This window comes from Snodgrassella sp. ESL0304, assembly GCF_013344995.1.
GTDB classification, from domain to species: Bacteria; Pseudomonadota; Gammaproteobacteria; order Burkholderiales; family Neisseriaceae; genus Snodgrassella; species Snodgrassella alvi.
This window is the reverse complement of sequence record NZ_JAAEDR010000010.1, coordinates 105,651-124,541: the sequence shown is the minus strand read 5'-3', so window position 1 is coordinate 124,541 and position 18,891 is coordinate 105,651. Positions and strand designations below refer to the sequence as shown.

Below are 18,891 nucleotides of genomic sequence, written 5' to 3'. Positions count from 1 at the left end.
TGACAGAGATGCCAACTTCAGCTTCATTTAAAATAGATACAATTTGATGCTCTGAAAATTTTTTCATATTGAAATTCTCCTTAAAAATATCATAGAGAATTTTCTACTTTCTTGCTGTACTATTTTAGGGGATAGTTACACCACATCTAAATAAGTCTCATCAATATCTAATCTTTTCAAATTACTTACATAATAAATTTTTGAAAAATTTTTTTTTCTTTCTAAAGCTATCTCATAAGTACTATAAATACCTAAAGTTTGAAATGCCTCACCATCAAAATCGTCAGAATTCGGTGACGCCTGTGAGATTTTCTTGTTTCCATGATATGAATAAGTAACATAACTTAAACGAAATAAAGTCTGCATTTTTTATATCCTTTGTTTATATTTTATAAGTCTAATATATAAAATATAAGTAAATATATCAACATCAATTGATAATTTTTATTTTAATTACTTTCTGTTTATTTCTTCATCGTCTAATTCTCCACCCTCTAAAGATTTTTTAATTGACTAAGCTCACTATGACATCCTCTATTTCTTTTATAAGAACAAAAATTTTATCATAATATTCCAAAAGTATACGCAAAACAATCTGCTCAAGTGCATCATATACAGATGAAGTTTTCCTCCAGGCCAACTAAGTACATCATCAGTTATGTCCTAAGTAACAATTTATCATTAATCCTTACCTCCCAATAGATTCATATTTTTTTTTATCTTCACAATATGGATTCTGAAGATTACTAATCTCAATTAGTAAGTAAAAATTTTTGTTCAATGCTTTTATTTTTACACGCTTTCTTTTACTTTTTAGCTTACAAAAGCATCATCTGGATATGACTTTGACAAGCTTATCTATTTTTATTATAAATTTTCACCATAATCTTTTTAAGTATATTTTATAAAATAATGGTATATCTAATAATTATTCCGAATACCTTGTCATCTTTGTTAAATACAATGAATTTTAAGATTTTCCAATAATATTGTCTTTGTTTTCAGCAATAAAATTTTTTAATTCATTGTTATATTTCTCATAATAGTCTTTAAATTTATTTCTATTATATATGCGTTTATACAGATATTTTCGACCATAAAGTGCACTATGTATATCCTGATAAGAAAACGCCTGCTTCTCCCACTCTTTAAGTACAAATAACTGCTTTGTCTCTTCAGCTGATAATAAATTTAAATTTCTAATTAATATAACCTCCTGAAAACGGGAATTCCTATAGTAATACCATATGTATACATCTACATCGTTGACCTCTTTAAAATAAGCTAAATTATTATGAAAAATACTATCAGCTAACACTTGTCTGGTATAGCGGGCTAAACAGAATCGATGTGGTTTTTTCCAGTCTTCAGGTTTTTCTAACTGAGCAATAAATTTTTCCGCGGTCTCAAACCATTGCTTCTGCCCTAAATCAGAGAACATACTTTGAATATTAAAAGATTTATAAAATTCCCATGTATCTTTTCTATTCACCATTACATATACATTAACATAACCTTCTACTTCTTCCAAACGGCAAATAGTGGCTGCAAAATAATTGTTTTTTGCCAGACATAATCCTATAAATTTGTTTTGTATTTTATTCATAAAATATCAGCTTATTTTAAATAATATTTATCTAAATAATTCATATTCTTTTCTGAATCGCTCGAATTCTGCTTCATATCGCTTGTAATCTTTTTCAAAAATTTCTTTATCATTCAAAAATTCATACATACATCTTCGACAAAAGACTCCATAAAATACGTCCTCATAACGATACGCTTTCTTTTCCCAATCCTTTAGTATAAACAGCTGTTTTTTTTCTTCATACGTTAATAAATTTAATTTTTTGATTAATGCAGTTTCCTTTAAACGTGAAATCATTGTGTAGCGATATATATATTTATCATTTATATATTTGTTATAATTTAGATTTTCACTAAAAATATCATCCTTTAAAATCTGTTTGGCATAGCGAGCCACACAATAACGATAAGGTCGTTTCCAGTCTTCAGGTTGATCTAGTCGGGAAATAAATTTTTTAGCTAGTTCAGAAAAATGTTTAAACTTTATATTTAAAGCAGAGTTATCTTTTTTCTCTAAATTTGCAAATAGAATTTCTGTACAATGTGTATATGATTCCCATGTATCTAGTCTGTATATAAATCCTGTAACAGTAACAATGAAATAATCATTTCTTGCCAAATAACCTTTTCTTAATCCGCTTTCCATATTAGTCTAATGTAAAATTAATGTGTAATTTTATTTACCCATACATTAGTATCATTTTTTTTAGAATCTTCAATGTTTTTTTAATTTATAAATTGGCATTTAATAATGCCTGAAATTATAAGTCAAAATTATTTCATTAATCTTATAAAAAATAATTTCTGCTGATTTCTATCCGACATTTTCTATTTAGATGTACAATAAGATTACCTAATATTCAAATTGAATAATTTATCTACTTTTTAACAGCTAATGCTCTTATATAATCATCAAGTGTTGAAATATCCTGTAAATTAATTGGTTTATTCAACGCTTTCATTCTTTCTATTGCAATATCTGTTATATCTTCTAGCTTAGGGTGATCTTCTGTAAAATTTATTATACCCATATCCGCCAGCTCATCTTCTGGTCTCAAATAACCTGAGGGAACGTCAAAATTATTGGCAACTTCATGCCATAGTTCCAAAATACTGGTTTCAGAGAATTCACTGTCATGATATAAATTCAAAATTTCTTCATCGTCCAAATATTTTCTAGTATTTTTTAAATTCTCTAAATATTTTTTTTTATGACTTCTATCTATATAAATAGAAACCAATATAGAAAAAATAAAGAGAATAATAAAAAAAATTACCATATTATATTAAAATTTATTGAAATAAACATTAACCTGATTAATTTGCAGCTATTATAATTACAAATTACTAAACATATCAATTATTAGTTACTTAATATTTTTTCATTCAGACCTCACTACCTATGTTTATCTACTAAGTTTATCTGATTCCCCTTGCTTATCAAGCATAGTTACAATTAAAAGTAGTTGATAGAGCCAGATACCATATTACTAATACATATCCGGAAAATCAATATTCAGAGGATCAAACTATTTGCTTCCGGTTCGCTACTTCTAAATACATTTCTATCGATTTACCTTATTTTTTTATTACATATTTTATTAATTTATTGTTATTATATTGAGCATTAACCTATCTTATCTAATTTCAAAAATCTATAGTTTTGACTTTAAATGTTCCAACACTTTAATTGAAGTATTTAATTCTTTGAATGTACCAAATTTATCTTTTACTTGATAAAGAGTTGGTAATAAAGAAACATCTCCCAGATATGCTGTAACCTCAACCATTTCATCATATATTCTTTCCTGACTTAATTCATGAATTAGTATCTGAGTAACACGCTTATCTTGCCTCTTTGCTAAACCAATTATTGCTTCAAATCGAGCTTCAAAGTTTTTTTCATCTAATAATAATACAAAGCAATTACGAATCTCCGGTGTGTCATAGTTATTTACATTCACCGCGAATGCCGCCCAATTTTTTACTTCACTATGAGTATCTTTTAAAAGTTTAATCAGTAATGGTATTGATGCTCTATTTTTAAATACGGATAAAGCAAAAGCTGTACTTACTCTCACCATGACAGATTTATCCAGTACGGTACTTTGAGCAAGGGATAATAAAGTGTCTGCATATTTCTTTTTAGCTTTTTCGCAGCGATGACCAAAACAGCGATGACCAAAAGATGATACCGCATAAGAGCGTACGATAGCAGATTGATCATTTAAAGCTAAATCATACAATATTTTCAAAGATATTTTTTCTTCTTTAGTGTTTAACTTGATTTGTCCTAAAATAAAAGCAGCCAGGGCTCTGCGTTTATAACGATTACTAAAACTATCCATTTGAGCAAGCCGGATAATTTTACTTCCACCCCTTAACTGCAATGATGCTGCAGCTTCTAAGCTTAATTTAAAATTATCATGATCAAGCAAAGCTATTAATTTATCTTCAGGTAAATACCGGCATCGCTGCCAATACTCAAAGTGAATATCATCCTTTTTTTTATCATATGCTGATCTTACCATCATCATACCTCCACTTTTTTATGTCATTATCAGTTCTCAATTTTCTACTACCTGCATTTTTCAGAGAATTTACTCTCCACTATTGCTCTTCAATCTGCGCAGAATTTCTATTATATAAATTTTGTTTTGACTTTTAATTTTTCTAAATTTTCAATACACATATTTAATTTTTTGGATAAGCCAAATTTATCTTTTATCTGATAAAGCACAGGTAATAACGAAACATCTCTTAAGTAGCTTATTAGTTCTATCATTCTATCATCTATCTTATCTTCACTTAATTCTTGAATTATAAGCTGAGCAACACTTTTATTAAGCCTCTTTGCTAAACCAGTTATTGCCTCATATCGAACATCAAAATTATTTTCTTTCAATAATAAGACAAAACAATTTCGGATTTCCGGTGTATCATAGCCATTTACATTCACTGCAAATGCCGCCCAGTTTTTTACCTCACTGTGAGTATCTTTTAAAAGCTTAATCAGTAATGGAATTGATACTTCATAATCAAACATGGATAAAGCAATGGCAGTATTCGCTCTCACCTTGAAAGATTTATCCAGAATGGTCTTTTGAGCAAGGGCTAATAAAGAATCTAAGTTTTTATTTTTAATACCCTTACATCGTTGGCCAAAAGATAATACCGCGTAAGAACGCACGATAGCAGACTGATCATTTAAAGCTAAATCATATAGTATTTTCAAAGAATTTTTTTCTTCTTTAGTGTTTAGCCTGATTTGTCCTAAAATAAAAGCAGCCAGCACTCTGCGTTTATAGCTATTATTATAACTATCTGCTTGAGCAAGTTTAATAACTTTACTTCCTCCTATTAACAGTAATGCTTTTGCAGCCTCTAAACTTAAGTTGAAATTATCATGGCTAAGTAAAGCAACTAATTCTTTTTCAGACAAATGACGACATTGCTCCCAATACTGAAATTCAAAATCTTCTTGATTTTTATCATATTTCGATATTTCATTGCTTTTTATAGCCTCGGCATTTTGTTTCTTTTTGGCTGTTGTTTCCATTTCAGGATTAGATATCACCATTACATTACTCCTGTTTTTTCATCTTTATTTTTGGACTCTTAAATTTCTAATTTTCCGTATTTTTTATAAAATCTAGCCTGTAATTCATAATTATACCTGGATTAATTAACATTACTGATACATTTTATCAATCTGAAATTCGATCACCTTACAATTCCGTCAAATGGTCTTTTATCGGTTTTCTCCATCTAAGTATCAAAAATTTGTTCTAGTACAGTTTAATAGATGTTATATAAATATCCCGAGTTATTTTAAATCTTTTCTTCATTTTTTATAAAATTTATGTATCAATAAACCACTAAAATGCCAATGGTAAATATCCCGGTTAATTTCCTCTCTGACTTAGTATAAATTTTTTACAACAAATTACCAGCAAAAAAATCTCTGTTTTCACAGAGATTTTTTCTTAATTCCTATTAAAAAATATGCCAATCTACAGGTTTACATTCAAGATTGTCAGGACCCACTTCTTTTACAAGCGAGTCAAATTTCGTTATTACATTATTGAGTGTTTCCTCTAGGCTGGTTCCGTTACCTAAATTGTTTTCAAATTTACCTGTGTCTGTAAATTTAAAAGCCAGACTTGTGCACCCCCTGAATTCACCTTCTGCATTTTCATATATCCTAATTGTCATCCTATTGAAAGGATAACCGATAGCCACCCAAAAACCAAATTCGCCGACCAGTTTTTCTATTTTCACATTTTTAAAATTTATTTGGCGCCACATACAATATCTCCTATCTTTATAATATAATAATTTATTTTATTTGAATATTACATATTTATACAGTAGTCATCATATTCTATATCTTCATCAGTTAAGCTTTCCAGATTGCACTCTTTCATTCTCTCGAAAAAACCTCGAATAGTATTTTCCAATGCTTCTTCAATAGTATCCCCGTCTTCAACTGGACCTAAAGCCGCTCCATTCCTAATTTCTCCGTTATAAACATATTTTTTGATAATCAGTATATTAGTACTTCCTAAATACCTTTTTAACGATTTATCAAACTGTTCCGCAAAGTCAATAATTCTAATTTTCAATTTCCCATTTGGTAATATCGGCATTGAAATCATAAACTCTGCAACTACTTTTTCTACATCGTATTGTTTAAAGCATTCTTTGTTGCTTATATTTTTCCACATATATCTACACCATTATGGTTGTATTGATTAATGTAATACTATTTTTTCTCAATCTCATTATTTCTGGTATTCTGCCTATAACAGAATATATTTTATAGCTATAAAATCTCTTGTATATTAAACATTTTGGCATTTGGATTTCTTATCCTGAGAGATTCACACTCACTTAGCCTTAGGTATTTATACACTTTGGTAATCATATTAGATCAATCTATACCGCTCTGTTTGTCCATTTTAATTTTAGCAGTCATTTACAAAAATTAAGTTTATATCATTTTATTGTCTCTGAAACTACAGATTTCTGGTATTTCGATTATGGAATTCAGTTTACTGTTTTCAAATACAACACGTTTCATAATTTTCGAGCTTTGTATTTTGTTACTGTTTAGCTTTGATGATATAGCATTTAAATTTCGATTATCGGCTGTTAACATCATTCTGTCTATACTCATCACCTAGCTTATAGAGCATACCTGTTCATTACAGAATCATTGCTAATCCTATTTAGATAATTACTAATGTTGTAGCTACAGCTAAGGTGTTTTAAAAGGTATTTTTAGATAAACGAGTCTTTTGCAGGATAAATCAGATGGTTTTATTTTTACTTCCCTGATGGAAAATCTGATTTATAAAGGTTGTTATATTGCAATTTCCTAACATACGACACTTTCGATTACCTTCATCAATATCAATATATAATACTTTTTATAAACTGCTTTTAGTCTGAAAGGAAGATTTGAAATTCTGTATTGTATTTTTCATAATAATCTGAAAATTTTTCCTTATCATGCAGATTATTGTAAAGATACTCGCGACCAAACAATGCATAATGTATATCCTCATAAGCCCATATATTTTTTTCCCATTCGCGCAGTATAAATAACTGTTTTTTTTTCTTCTTCCGATAACAGGTTTAATTTTTTGATTAACACAATTTCCTTTAAACGCGAAGTCATAGTATAATTGTATATATATTTACTATTTATTTCTTTGTCGAAGTATAAATTTTCTCTAAAAAAATCATCTTCTAATACCTGTTTAGCATAAAGTGCTAAACAATAACGATGTGGTCTTTTCCAGTCTTCAGGCTTATCTAACTGCATCACCATTTTTTCAGCTTTTTTAAACCATTCTTTTTGATCAGCACGAGAAGCTAAGCCCTTAAAGTAAAAAGATTTATAAGATTCCCACGTATCTTTTCTATAAATAACTATGCTTAAATCAATATTTATTCCAAATACACGAGTATAGGAAATTTTTGCAGCAAAATAATCATTTTTAGCAAGACATAAGCCTCTATATAATATATTTTCTTTTTCTATCATAGGATGAAATAATATTTAGTAGTTTATCTAAATTAGCTTATTTTATTAATTTTTTCAACTTTATGGTATCTGTATTTTAATATTTTCCAGACTATATCTACTTTATCAAATTTTTATTAACGATTTTTTACCTAGTTTTAGTATTTTACAAATTTGGAAGTCAGAACTAAATTAACAAAACCAACTAGTGCACACAATAATAACTATATCTGATATTCTGAATATGGTGATTATCCTTCCCATCTAACTCAATATTTATATGTAATTGTGTACAATTTCACTGATATATAATAACAGTCATTATCATATCGGTTTTTAAATAACTCCTAAACAACTTCAGTCAATTTTTCAGATAGGATTTTAGTGAATTTATTTTTTAGATTTTGATTTTTTCTCATTTATATATTTTTCTATATATTGTTCTATAGGATAAGCAGATACTGTATTAATGACTGCTCCAGTATCTTTATCAACTATAATAGGAGCATTACCTGCTAATATATCAGAAAAATTGCCTGTATCTAAATAGTTTCTAGATTGATAACAAAAATACCAGCCTTCAGAAAATCTTTCTATATGAACAATTTCACAAGAAATATTCATTTTGATATATGGTTTCTTGCCAATTTTAAAGCTTCGGTAAACTTAATCATTATTTAGTCCTCTTTCAGTTTATATATAAATCTTCAATAACTACCTCCAATTATCCTTAAGATATCTCACTCAGCAATTATTACAGTTTTTATACCACTAACCTTTTTTCTTCTGAACCATTTTACCCCTTTCTTAACCTGAAGAAATCGATAAAATAAATCTTTTCTATTGGAAAATCAATCTTTAATCAATTGACTTACAAAATCAATCGCAATACATACTCTTTGCTGATAAACCTTTTCTACATAATGCAGTATTAATTCAAGTCAATATTGCCATTTAAAGTTATACCGATATAATAAGTGCTTTTATCGACACACTAACACAAAGCTTAAACAGCAAACCTTTGCAGAGTCAAACTAAGTGGATCAAATTAAATTATTATAACATTCATTTTTTGACGTGCTATTGAATAACAATAACGTATATTTTAAATTATTGATTGAGTAATTATGTTTAGATTAACTATTAAGTTATGATTTAAAACCAAAAATTTTAGTCCATAAAAGTTAAAGCTTACACTTCAATAAGTATATTTTTATATTTATCTTTAATATCCAATATGATTTCTAAACAAATAATTCTTCCTTCAAAATCCCCAGTCTCCAAGTTAATTTCATAAGCGGCTATTTTTTCTTCTGCAATATCAGTATAAATTACAGAACGTCCTGTTTTATAAGGCTCTTCTAACCAAATATTGTCTAATTTTTTAATAAACATTGACGGAATATAACGACCCTCAAATCCCTCATCCTTATTTAAATCATAATCCGAAAAAGAAATATATTTAACATCCTTACATATAACTTTTCCCATTTCTGCGCCCTCATGGTAGACACTTGTTAATTTTAATGATAAATCACAACCATAGTTTACAAACTCTATTGTTCCCAACCCAAAATCATCAATTTGTTGCATATCTTTTAATCCTGTATTTTCTATGAAAAATGTTTATTAAATATCACTAACTTATTATTTTACCATTTCAATTAACTTAATTTTAGAATTTTTTTAAATCATTTTCCGGCAAATTTTTTTCAATTTTTACCCACTTTACTGATGGGTTTGATACTGGTTTTGCACCATGAATTCAGAACAAATAGATAATCCGGTTTTTAATTCTGACTGTTCGCATCACTTATTTCAATTTCTAGGTTACTTACATATTCAAATTATTAATTATCTGATAATTTAAATATAGATTCAGCTATTTTTCAGGTTTAGGTTTTAATTAACTCTGTTTTATTTACCTTAAAATCCAATGACTCTTGATAACGGAGTATCTGAATATATTTTGAGGAGATTTGAGGATATTATATTAGTAATATTCAATACTAATTTTTTAGTTAATTTTTCAACTAAAAAAACTCAATTAATCGATTTTTTAATCATTAAGAAACTATTTCACGATCAATATCACCTGTTAAATAAAATTCAGTAAAAGCTCTCCTAACCAGACTAAAATCGTCGACTATCATTGCATTACTCCAATTATCACCAAGCATATCTACCATGATATTGGGACGAGTCGAATCATCAAAAGTTCTGATTTCATCATCAGGCCCTACACTAACATATGCAAACATCACCATATATTTCTGATTTTGAGAGTAAAGAGTTAATTGATAAGGTTCGAAACTTTTCTGCTTATATTGTTCCAAATAAAGGCATCCTGTGACAGATGTAAATAAATTTAAAGTATCATTAATTTCTGTTAATGAAGGATTATTAATATTAATACCAACCGTTTCATTAGCTTGAATTTTTCTTCTTGTGACTCGGTTAAATAAACCCTTAAAGATGTCTGCTAATGTAGGTTGACTCATATCTATTTTTTCACCGTACAACCTACCTTTAAATTCGAATGAGTTTTTCATTTTTACTATCTCCATCGTTTTGTATATTTCATACATACTTCCTAATATGTTCATATTATCGCATTGATTTTCAGCTTTTATTAGATTAATTTGATACTAAATTTTGAATGTCAATTTATATTAAAATATTTTATTTTTAATGTTATTATAAATGTGCCCAATCCTATTAATTTCCCTCTTTTATAAATCAGAATACTCATTTGCTTTAGTTAATCACTTAAAAAAATCCCAGCTTGAAAACCAGGATTTTTTTATTATTAATTTACTTTCTACAATAGTGTATAAAAAATATTAGTATATCTATTTACCAAAATTCGATATCCATCGTTAATTTACTACCTAAATCAGATATGAAATCTAACGTATTTTTTTTCAAATATATATCTGATCGCTGTTCATTCTTATATACATGGCCATAAATTGTGAATACAAAATCTATATCATTCTCTTCTTTAAATTTTAATAATATATTTAATTTGTTTTCAATTTTATCAATTATCTGACGTACTTGATGATCCAGATCATTTAGTGAATTTATACAATGCTGTAAACACCAGGTGGTTTCTATAGCTGGGCTATACTTGCAATTTTTCATACTCCCCCTGATAGTATATTTTGTAGGCGAAATTCCAAGTAATTTGGTTACACTATCTGGATTAAAATCTGGTCCACATATGATAAATTCAATAATCACTTCAGTTTGTAACATTTTATAATCCTATCAGTAATACCCATTTAGAATACCATTTTCAGTTCCACCATGCCTGAATATTCATAATTTATGTATATTTATTTACTATTTCAACTATTTCTTTCTAACTACGAATTTATGTACATAATCCTTTTATTTAAATAATTATCTTTTGCATTTTTAGATTTTCCCTAACTTTTATTTTAAACTGGTTCAAGTGATTCAGATATTGCTTTTCGGCAATAAGCATTATTTATTTTAACATTTTCTATTCCGACTATTATCAACAAGCTTTGGCACATCAAAAGTAGCTATATTTCTTTTATCTAAATTTTATTTTTTTTCATACACCAGTAATATGCTTTAGCTTATTCCTACTACATAGCTTCTTATTTGCAATTCAAAATACTAAAATAGGCACAATAATAAAATTTATATCCAAGTTTCTATAAGGAGAAAATTTCGTATGTTAGTCATATTGGTTTATATAACCATTTTTGTAATTAGCTGAATTTGTTTATCTTATTTCGTGTAAACATCATAATTTTAGAAGATAGATTTATAAAATTATGAGTAATATATATATAAAATATTGCTTTGCTTTGAAAAGAAAAGTCTAGCAGAATAATTTTTTAGCAAAACTGGGATTTAAATGAACTTTTTGTATATTACTTATGGTAAAAAAGTCCCTGTTTGAGAACAGGGACTTTATATTAGCTTTATTTAATGCTTAATTTTTTTTAAGAATTAAGGACGACTCCATTCAAGTATTCCTTTTAATTCATCGGGAACTAATTTAAATAATTTTTTAATACATTCAATATGTATATTATAGTTTGGTGATATTCTATTATTACAATTTTCAAAATAATATTTAGTCTGATAATTCAAAAAATGCACATCAGATTCATTAAAATCTGAATTCAAAAGTTTTAATGGCAAATTATGTACCAGTTGAGCTTCTAAACAGCAGGATTTATCCAAAGCTTTTTTAAGCATACCATGAGTTTGAAGATTTCTAATATGAGGTAATGCCCAATAAAGCATCTCTATATAAATTTCTCTTTTATCCATTATTTTTTACCTTTTTGGGAATCGTCCAAACATACTTAGTGGGTATTCTTGCCTTGTCCAGCTACCATTTTTTAGTAGTCTATAAATATTTAAAGAATTAACGTTTTTACTGACTACCTTAGCACATGTTCTTTCACGATAATATTTTCCTTCTTAAAAATTTTCAGTTCCATTAAATAATAATAATTTTCCAGATTCTTTAAATTATAAAAGCCCAGCATAAGCTGAGCTTTTAATTAAACTATATTTTAGCTAAACATTCTGGGAAAATACTCACTAATTTTATCATTATCGAATATTCTATCTTTTGTAAAATCCACCGTATCAGATACGACGATTACCGGCCACAACTCTTTCGGTAAATCTTCGATTGAAGCATAGATTGTTGGAAGATAAGATCTATAATAATCCCCGGTTTTAATTTTTCCTATATAATCAACTAAAAAATAATTTTCCTCATAATCAAGAAATCCATAATATACAAACACCCCCTTTTTTGCAGATAGTCCCTCATCTAAAAGTACCTTCTGCTTAGATAACTTTGCTACTGACTTTTCAACATCTTTCCTTTTTTTTAAATCCGTATAATTATTAGTATATAAATCCAATATTGTTTGTCCATGTTTGTTGTATGAATATTGACTATATTCATCCAGACCTTCATAGATGTGTTCAAAAAAAGGATTTAGTAATGATTTTGCATTATCATTGGATAATAGAGCTTTAGGTAAATCTCCCCAAGATTCATTCACCATTATTGCAATTTTTCCATTTTTATCCATTGCAGGCCAATCATATGTTGATAAACCATCTGCTTTCCAGTTTATATTTAAATCTTCAATAATCATCTGAATTTATCCTTAGGAAATGTCACTCAACAACTATTACGATTTTCATACTACTAGTTTCTTTTCTTCAGAACTATCTCATCCCTTTCTTAATCTGAAGAAATCGATCAAATGAATCTTTTCTATAGCAATATCAATCTTTAATCAATTAATTTACTAAATCACTTGAGTAAATTCTTTTTGCGATCATTCCTTATCACTATAATGCTGTATAAATTTAATTCAATATCGTCTCTTAACAAGACATATTTAGAAAATGATATTGTTAACTGATTTACTTTTAATTATAAAGCCTCGGTTAACCGGTTTTTTTTAGTTATTAAAGCAAATAAAACACGACAATCCCTGATAATTAAACCGCTATAAAAGCGCTCCTTTTGTCTTTTGAATATATTGATAAAATTTTAATAAAAAACTAGTGAAAATAAAAAGTCACAACTAGAATTGTGTTTTGGAAATTATTTAGGATAAGTTATGAAAATTACATCTAAAATAAGACTTGAAAATTTAAACCTATTAGTCAAAGAAGCTGGAGGTGTAACGCAACTAGCTAAAAGAGCAGGATATAAACAGTCTAGTTACTTATATCAAATAATTAATCGCACACCTGTTCAAAATGGCAAAGCAAAAAATATCGGATCAAATATGGCTTCAAAATTAGAAGAAGCCATGAATAAACCTAAGGGATGGATGGATCAAGATCACCAAAAAAATTCAAAATCAAATTCTGTGTATCTCGGCACTCTAGAAATCTGGGGCTATTCTAAACCTTCAGGTGACGTTGAAATAGAAGTACCGTTTTATAAGGAAATTAGTTTTTCGGCAAGTAATGATTTTGCAGAATACATCAAAGATTACAATATATATAAACTTTGTTTTGCGCGTTCTATTTTTGCAAAGCACGGCATTAATCCAGAATCCGTTGTGTGCGTTACAGCAAATGGCAATAGTATGTATCCTGTTATTCCAGATAGCAGTACTATCGGGATCAATACAGATGATAAAGATATTCGAGATGGCAAAATATATGCAATAAATCATAATGGATTACTGCGTATAAATATTTTAAAAAGACGCCCAGGAAACAAATTATTGATCCAAAGTTTTAATTCTTCAGAATATAAGGACGAAGAAGTCAATCGGGAAGAAATACATATAATTGGTAGGGTGTTTTGGTGGTCTGTTTTAGCTTAATGCGTAGATCTATTTAAGAATAAATTATAATAAAACTTTCTATCGATATTTATTACAAATAAAATGCCTAGTACACTAAGAGATCGTTTAATAGAATTAATGGCTGAGTGTGGGCTCAGCAAACAAATCGAACTAGCCAATATTGCTAAGTTTAGTAAAGAATTGGTTAATCAATGGTTTAATGGTGATACAGGCTTGGTAAAAAACCTTTGTTAGAACTGTCAAAAAATACAGCTTTTTCAGCTCAATGGTTAGCAGATGGAACAGATCCAAAATATAAAACAAATGACACTGATTCATTAGCTCAAAAATCAAGCACATTGGAAACAGTAAATAGCAATTCTACAATCCTGAAATTATATGATAGGAGTGCTTTTTGCGGTCAAGGAACCATAATTTCTGAATTTCCAGTACAGTACTTCTTAGGACAGTTGAGATTCCTAACGATGCTATTATAAAGCTATTAGGCACAACAAATTTACAAAGTGTTTAGCTTATGCCTCCTGACGGGGATTTAATGGAATCTACTATACCCAGACTCTCCATAACATTCATTAAAACTGATATAGATAAATTTCAAGATACCGGAATTTATCTTATAACATTTGATGGTTATACCTATATTAAAAGACTAGCAAGAGGGAAATCGGGGGTAATCAATGTAATATCTGATAATAAACTTTATTCATATACAGATTTTGATATTGCACCAGATGATTTAGATCGATTAATAATTCACGGTAAATTTTGGAAAGCATTACCTTTAGATTTTTTTGATATATAATTTAAATTAACAGTTTATTTTCATTATTTAAATGATTTCAGCCGTATTAACACAGTATTTTTGCATGTAAATACCGGCAGCTGTTTACCGGTGTTTTTTGTTTGAAGGACATCTAAATCTCTATAGTATACATTCCAAGCAACCATAATAAACTTGGTAGAAAAACTAATTAATTCTAAATGTTACACAGCTGATCAATTTCTAGGTAAACAATAGATTTTACAATTAACTATAATTCACAACTCTAATATTAGGATTTAAAAATGGATAGACGAGATAAAATATTGTATTTAATAAATAATTCATTCAACGGAAGCCAAGTAAAATTTGCAGAGGCAATTAAAAGATCTCCAGCTCAAGTTAATCAATGGGTAACTAATCGCAGGGCTGTTGGCGACGTTTTGGCTTTACATATAGAACGAACTTTAAATCTACCATCAGGTTGGTTAGCTAAAGAAGAAGACAATAAAATCAAAATTAATCAATCAAATGCCTTTCATCTAGGAGCACCCAGATATATATATGACGAATCATGCCCATTGGGGAATGATGAGATTGAAGTTCCTTTTTATACGGATAATATTTTAAGCTCAGGTAACGGATTTGTATCAGATATACAAAATTTTAATAATATGAAAATGCGCTTTTCACGAACAATGTTAAATCAAAAAGGTATTGATCTAAGATGTTTAGTATGTATTGTGGCTGATAATGATAGTATGGAACCAGCTATTCCAGATGGAGCAATTGTTGGAATCAATACGAGTAATACTCAGATTAAAGATGGTAAATTATACGCAATTAATCATGACGGTTTATTATGTATCAAAATCCTAAAAAGACGACCTGGCAACAAAATTCTGATACAAAGTTATAATTTTAACTCATATCCTGATGAAGAGGTTGATACAGGAGCAATTACTGTTATTGGAAAAATATTTTGGTGGTCAGTTTTGCTATAACATAAATTTATGTTTTAAATTGCAAGAAAAGAAAAAGAGAGAGATTATTACATTAAATTGCTATTTTATCTAAATAGCCGAAAACCTAGTCATTTATAGTGTGGAGGACATCAAAATTCGCACATATTAAATGGCAATACCTTGATAAATGTTGCCGCCCCAGTTGATTTTTTTCTCCCAGCTCCTTGGCTGCCTGTTGCATGGCTTCATTAATTGCAGCGAATCTTCGGGTCGTTATCTTTCCTATTGATAGGGTACGGATAAATAACCACCGCGCGCCTTGTTGCGTGCTTACTCGCCAGCGGTGTACTTACCCAAGTCACTTTTTTTTCATTCGGCCGCGCGTATTTCGGATCAACTCCCTTTTTCACGCATTCATTAGCTGTACACCCTTTACCGTAATTGATGAAACACTGTTCCTTACTTCTTTTCTCCTCAATAACGGTAAAATCCTGCTTAGAGATTTCAATGGCTCGCTTAACGACCTTAACCAGATTGGCATCAACGTCGCGTAAATTGTTCAGAGAACGACTGCCTAATTTGTACATATCAAACCTTTCATAAATAAAAAAAGCAGTCAGAACGGCTGCTATGTATAGACTATTTACATTTATTAATGTATTATTAAATTTAATCCCCTTTAATTAATTTAAAGCCCTCAAAAACTCCTCCGTCTTGAGGGTATTTTTTTGCCATAAAAAAAGCTGCCTACTGGCAGCTTATTCAATTCCCAAAAACTCACTTAGTCCATTTAATATCAAGCTTACGCTTATTTTCGGCGCAATCTTTTAAATACATATTCATTAAAACCTGATACGGTAATCCGGTTTCATCAGCCATATCTTTGAAATAAGTAATACTATCTTCATCAATCCGAATAGTGATTGTTTTCTTTAACTGTCCGGAATACGGATTGCGTTTTGCCTGACTAAAATCGTACTCTTTTTTCATAAATGTGCCTCGTATTGTTTGCGTTCTTGCTTGGTAGCAGTCCTTGCAGAAATCAAACGGATTGTATCGCCTCTTTCACAATGAATAACCACTAATATGCGTAAATTCTCACTCATCCCTAGCAATATGAAACGGTCTTCATCTTCGGAATGATCTGGATCATTAATTATCAAGGCATTTTCGTCCCAAAATACTGTAACAGCTTCATCAAATGATACGCCATGCTTTTTTGATATTGCTTGCTGCTTTTTCCTGATTCCATTCAAAGCCATTAATCATTCTATCCCCTTAGTTATAAATATATTATATTTATATGTTAAATATATAACAAGTAGTTAATTTTCATATAGATGATTTTTCATATCATCTATGGTATGGGTCTAACTTGGCAGCCGCAACAGAGAAAGCTAACAAGCAATCAAAGGTGGGAATCATCATTTTGATGACCCCTGCCAATGGCGACACTAAAGATGTTTGTTGTATTCCCTTGTGTAAGTTATTTTGGAGGTTAAATTATTAATTCCTTTGTATTTTTCTGCCATAATAATAGAATTAGCTACTGTAATAGTTGAATAAGCTATAATTAAACGTTCTGTAAAAAGTTGCTCTGAGACTGCAATAGAAAAGCCGGCATTTAGCCAGCTTGAATCTATTACACAATCAAATCACTATCAATATTAGATACTAAAACAGGGCAGTTGATTGCATAACAGAATCAAGTTGGCCCACCAGCCGGCACCCTATTTCTGATTATCATCTGTATCACCGATTATCTTTTCCGCCCTGTTACACACAGCATTAATCAGTTTTTTAGCCAGCTTTGGCGCAGTTGCTTTGTTAGAAGCCATTCCGGCAAACACACCGGCACCGGCAAACAGCCACGGGTGATCCTGTGTAAAGAAATACTCTGTTACTGCGGCTGAAAAAACCATGCCTATAATGATGAATGTCACAGTGAGCATGACGCCAGAGCGTCGGTAATCAGACACTACCAGCGAGCCCAGAAAGCCACCGGCAAGGGCAAAATAAGTCGCCAGTGTAAATGCTTCATTCATCATTCACCGCCTTTTTTATCTTCTGCCTGTTGCGTGTTTTTAATCAGATTCCTGCCGGCCAGTGCGCATATGATGGCAATCAGCGGATAAGTGGTCATGCCTGTGGACAGTGGCGGATAGGCGGCGATAAACGTTCCGGATATCACAAACCAGATCAGTGCCGACCACAATAGGCAACAACCGGAAAGAATATTGCTGCGGCTGGAATGACAAAAGGCAGTAAATAGCTGCCCGATGGCAACCATAATTAAAATGATCACAAACACCTTAGGGTATAAATGCGGGAATTTGCCGTATAAATCCTCCTTAATTATCTCGTCACCATGCAGGCCAAACACCAGTGCAAAACCCAGCATGGCGAATCCGTTCAGTACTTCGATTATTCGCGTGCCGGTACCGAACAGCCAGTTTTGCAGTCTGTCCGGTAAAAACCGGAAGTCCAGTAACCAGTAAAACCATTTAATCACTTTTATCATGACATATTTACTCCGTAAAAAAACCGCTTTTCAGCGGTTATCAGTTAATAGTTGCTTTTAGCTTCTTCCCATAGCCGGAACAGCCTGTCCTGATCAATATCCAAGGTATCAGTAAAAAACTGCCAGATATCATCATTTTCCAGTGTGAATGTCTCTGCTTCCATGATGGCATTACGCACTTTAATCAGATGAATACCAGTTAATTCTCGCTCAGCGATTTCCACCAGTTTTTCCTTATTTTTCCCGTACTCCAGCTCAATCTGAGTTAATATCTGGCTGCGATTCAGCATACCGGCATTTTTTCTTTTATCGAGCAGACGCAATTCGTCGGCATTAGACACTTCTATCCATGTTTCTGCCTTTTCTGACCATTCGCTATAGGGTAATGGCGCCTGCGTTGTTACATCATCCGGTAGCACTTCCAGTTCAGATATGCGAATGCGTTCGCTGGTTTGTTTGCTGTAAACGGTTTCGCCGCGATGATCTTCAATATATTTCCAGACGTTGCCCAACCATTGCGGAATGTAGCCTGCTTTTAATTCAGGCTCATCAGCGATGATGCACAGCCAAGGTATCAGGTAATTACCATCCGTGTTAAGAGGGTCTAAATCCGCTATAGTCATACCGATAAAATAGTTATTTTCGTCCAGCTGGCAAACGGGAATAGTTGGTGAATATTCTTTCAT

Annotated in this window: 24 protein-coding genes; 3 read left to right on the top strand and 21 right to left on the bottom strand. The window is 30.2% G+C overall.

The window, feature by feature from the left end:
• Positions 1–135: 135 nt before the first annotated feature.
• From GYX91_RS02505 to GYX91_RS02435, 15 genes are all read right to left on the bottom strand, one after another.
• Positions 136–366 (bottom strand): hypothetical protein, encoded by a 231-nt coding sequence (locus GYX91_RS02505; protein WP_174829868.1) that lies wholly within the window; start codon positions 364–366, stop codon positions 136–138.
• Between the two features lie 604 nt (positions 367–970).
• Positions 971–1,606, bottom strand: coding sequence for a hypothetical protein (locus GYX91_RS02500; protein ID WP_174829867.1), 636 nt, complete (start codon positions 1,604–1,606; stop codon positions 971–973).
• 27 nt (positions 1,607–1,633) lie between these two features.
• Positions 1,634–2,233: a hypothetical protein gene (locus GYX91_RS02495; protein ID WP_174829866.1), complete on the bottom strand. Its 600-nt coding sequence runs from the start codon at positions 2,231–2,233 to the stop codon at positions 1,634–1,636.
• A 232-nt stretch (positions 2,234–2,465) separates the two neighbouring features.
• Positions 2,466–2,867, bottom strand: a complete 402-nt coding sequence (locus tag GYX91_RS02490; RefSeq protein WP_084584857.1) for a hypothetical protein — start codon at positions 2,865–2,867, stop codon at positions 2,466–2,468.
• A gap of 375 nt (positions 2,868–3,242) precedes the next feature.
• Complete coding sequence (locus tag GYX91_RS02485) at positions 3,243–4,124, bottom strand: lyase (protein ID WP_174829865.1); 882 nt, start codon at positions 4,122–4,124, stop codon at positions 3,243–3,245.
• Between the two features lie 104 nt (positions 4,125–4,228).
• Positions 4,229–5,167: a HEAT repeat domain-containing protein gene (locus tag GYX91_RS02480; RefSeq protein ID WP_174829864.1), complete on the bottom strand. Its 939-nt coding sequence runs from the start codon at positions 5,165–5,167 to the stop codon at positions 4,229–4,231.
• 416 nt (positions 5,168–5,583) lie between these two features.
• Positions 5,584–5,895, bottom strand: a complete 312-nt coding sequence (locus GYX91_RS02475; protein WP_174829863.1) for a hypothetical protein — start codon at positions 5,893–5,895, stop codon at positions 5,584–5,586.
• Positions 5,896–5,942: 47 nt separating this feature from the next.
• A complete protein-coding gene (locus GYX91_RS02470) occupies positions 5,943–6,314 on the bottom strand; it encodes a hypothetical protein (protein ID WP_174829862.1) in 372 nt (123 codons plus the stop codon).
• Between the two features lie 839 nt (positions 6,315–7,153).
• Positions 7,154–7,639, bottom strand: coding sequence for a hypothetical protein (locus tag GYX91_RS02465; protein ID WP_174829861.1), 486 nt, complete (start codon positions 7,637–7,639; stop codon positions 7,154–7,156).
• A gap of 369 nt (positions 7,640–8,008) precedes the next feature.
• Complete coding sequence (locus GYX91_RS02460; RefSeq protein ID WP_084553243.1) at positions 8,009–8,242, bottom strand: YrhB domain-containing protein; 234 nt, start codon at positions 8,240–8,242, stop codon at positions 8,009–8,011.
• Positions 8,243–8,809: 567 nt separating this feature from the next.
• Positions 8,810–9,211, bottom strand: a complete 402-nt coding sequence (locus GYX91_RS02455) for a hypothetical protein (protein ID WP_174829860.1) — start codon at positions 9,209–9,211, stop codon at positions 8,810–8,812.
• Between the two features lie 473 nt (positions 9,212–9,684).
• Entirely contained in the window at positions 9,685–10,170 is a 486-nt protein-coding gene (locus tag GYX91_RS02450; protein ID WP_174829859.1) for a hypothetical protein, read from the bottom strand.
• A gap of 304 nt (positions 10,171–10,474) precedes the next feature.
• Positions 10,475–10,879, bottom strand: a complete 405-nt coding sequence (locus GYX91_RS02445; RefSeq protein ID WP_174829858.1) for a DUF4279 domain-containing protein — start codon at positions 10,877–10,879, stop codon at positions 10,475–10,477.
• A gap of 729 nt (positions 10,880–11,608) precedes the next feature.
• On the bottom strand, positions 11,609–11,935 hold the full coding sequence (locus GYX91_RS02440) for a zinc ABC transporter substrate-binding protein (protein ID WP_174829857.1): 327 nt from the start codon (positions 11,933–11,935) through the stop codon (positions 11,609–11,611).
• Between the two features lie 248 nt (positions 11,936–12,183).
• Complete coding sequence (locus GYX91_RS02435; protein ID WP_038648669.1) at positions 12,184–12,783, bottom strand: hypothetical protein; 600 nt, start codon at positions 12,781–12,783, stop codon at positions 12,184–12,186.
• A gap of 474 nt (positions 12,784–13,257) precedes the next feature.
• On the opposite strand from GYX91_RS02435, the gene GYX91_RS02430 reads away from it, so the two are divergent.
• From GYX91_RS02430 to GYX91_RS02420, 3 genes are all read left to right on the top strand, one after another.
• Positions 13,258–13,977, top strand: a complete 720-nt coding sequence (locus tag GYX91_RS02430) for a helix-turn-helix transcriptional regulator (RefSeq protein ID WP_084585048.1) — start codon at positions 13,258–13,260, stop codon at positions 13,975–13,977.
• A 496-nt stretch (positions 13,978–14,473) separates the two neighbouring features.
• On the top strand, positions 14,474–14,761 hold the full coding sequence (locus tag GYX91_RS02425; protein ID WP_174829856.1) for a helix-turn-helix transcriptional regulator: 288 nt from the start codon (positions 14,474–14,476) through the stop codon (positions 14,759–14,761).
• Positions 14,762–15,024: 263 nt separating this feature from the next.
• Positions 15,025–15,723: a S24 family peptidase gene (locus GYX91_RS02420; RefSeq protein WP_174829855.1), complete on the top strand. Its 699-nt coding sequence runs from the start codon at positions 15,025–15,027 to the stop codon at positions 15,721–15,723.
• A 209-nt stretch (positions 15,724–15,932) separates the two neighbouring features.
• Here the strand turns inward: GYX91_RS02420 and GYX91_RS02415 are convergent, their stop codons facing one another.
• From GYX91_RS02415 to GYX91_RS02390, 6 genes are all read right to left on the bottom strand, one after another.
• Complete coding sequence (locus tag GYX91_RS02415; protein WP_084585045.1) at positions 15,933–16,271, bottom strand: hypothetical protein; 339 nt, start codon at positions 16,269–16,271, stop codon at positions 15,933–15,935.
• A gap of 190 nt (positions 16,272–16,461) precedes the next feature.
• The gene (locus tag GYX91_RS02410) at positions 16,462–16,674 is read right to left on the bottom strand and encodes a BrnA antitoxin family protein (protein ID WP_025330149.1); all 213 of its coding nucleotides are present in this window, start codon (positions 16,672–16,674) and stop codon (positions 16,462–16,464) included.
• Complete coding sequence (locus GYX91_RS02405) at positions 16,671–16,946, bottom strand: BrnT family toxin (RefSeq protein WP_238791306.1); 276 nt, start codon at positions 16,944–16,946, stop codon at positions 16,671–16,673. Before GYX91_RS02405 ends, GYX91_RS02410 begins: the two co-directional genes overlap by 4 nt.
• A gap of 468 nt (positions 16,947–17,414) precedes the next feature.
• Complete coding sequence (locus GYX91_RS02400) at positions 17,415–17,732, bottom strand: hypothetical protein (RefSeq protein WP_174829854.1); 318 nt, start codon at positions 17,730–17,732, stop codon at positions 17,415–17,417.
• The gene (locus GYX91_RS02395; RefSeq protein ID WP_174829853.1) at positions 17,729–18,205 is read right to left on the bottom strand and encodes a hypothetical protein; all 477 of its coding nucleotides are present in this window, start codon (positions 18,203–18,205) and stop codon (positions 17,729–17,731) included. The genes GYX91_RS02400 and GYX91_RS02395 overlap by 4 nt, the downstream gene beginning before the upstream one ends.
• Before the next feature lie 44 nt (positions 18,206–18,249).
• The gene (locus tag GYX91_RS02390) at positions 18,250–18,891 is read right to left on the bottom strand and encodes a hypothetical protein (RefSeq protein WP_174829852.1); all 642 of its coding nucleotides are present in this window, start codon (positions 18,889–18,891) and stop codon (positions 18,250–18,252) included.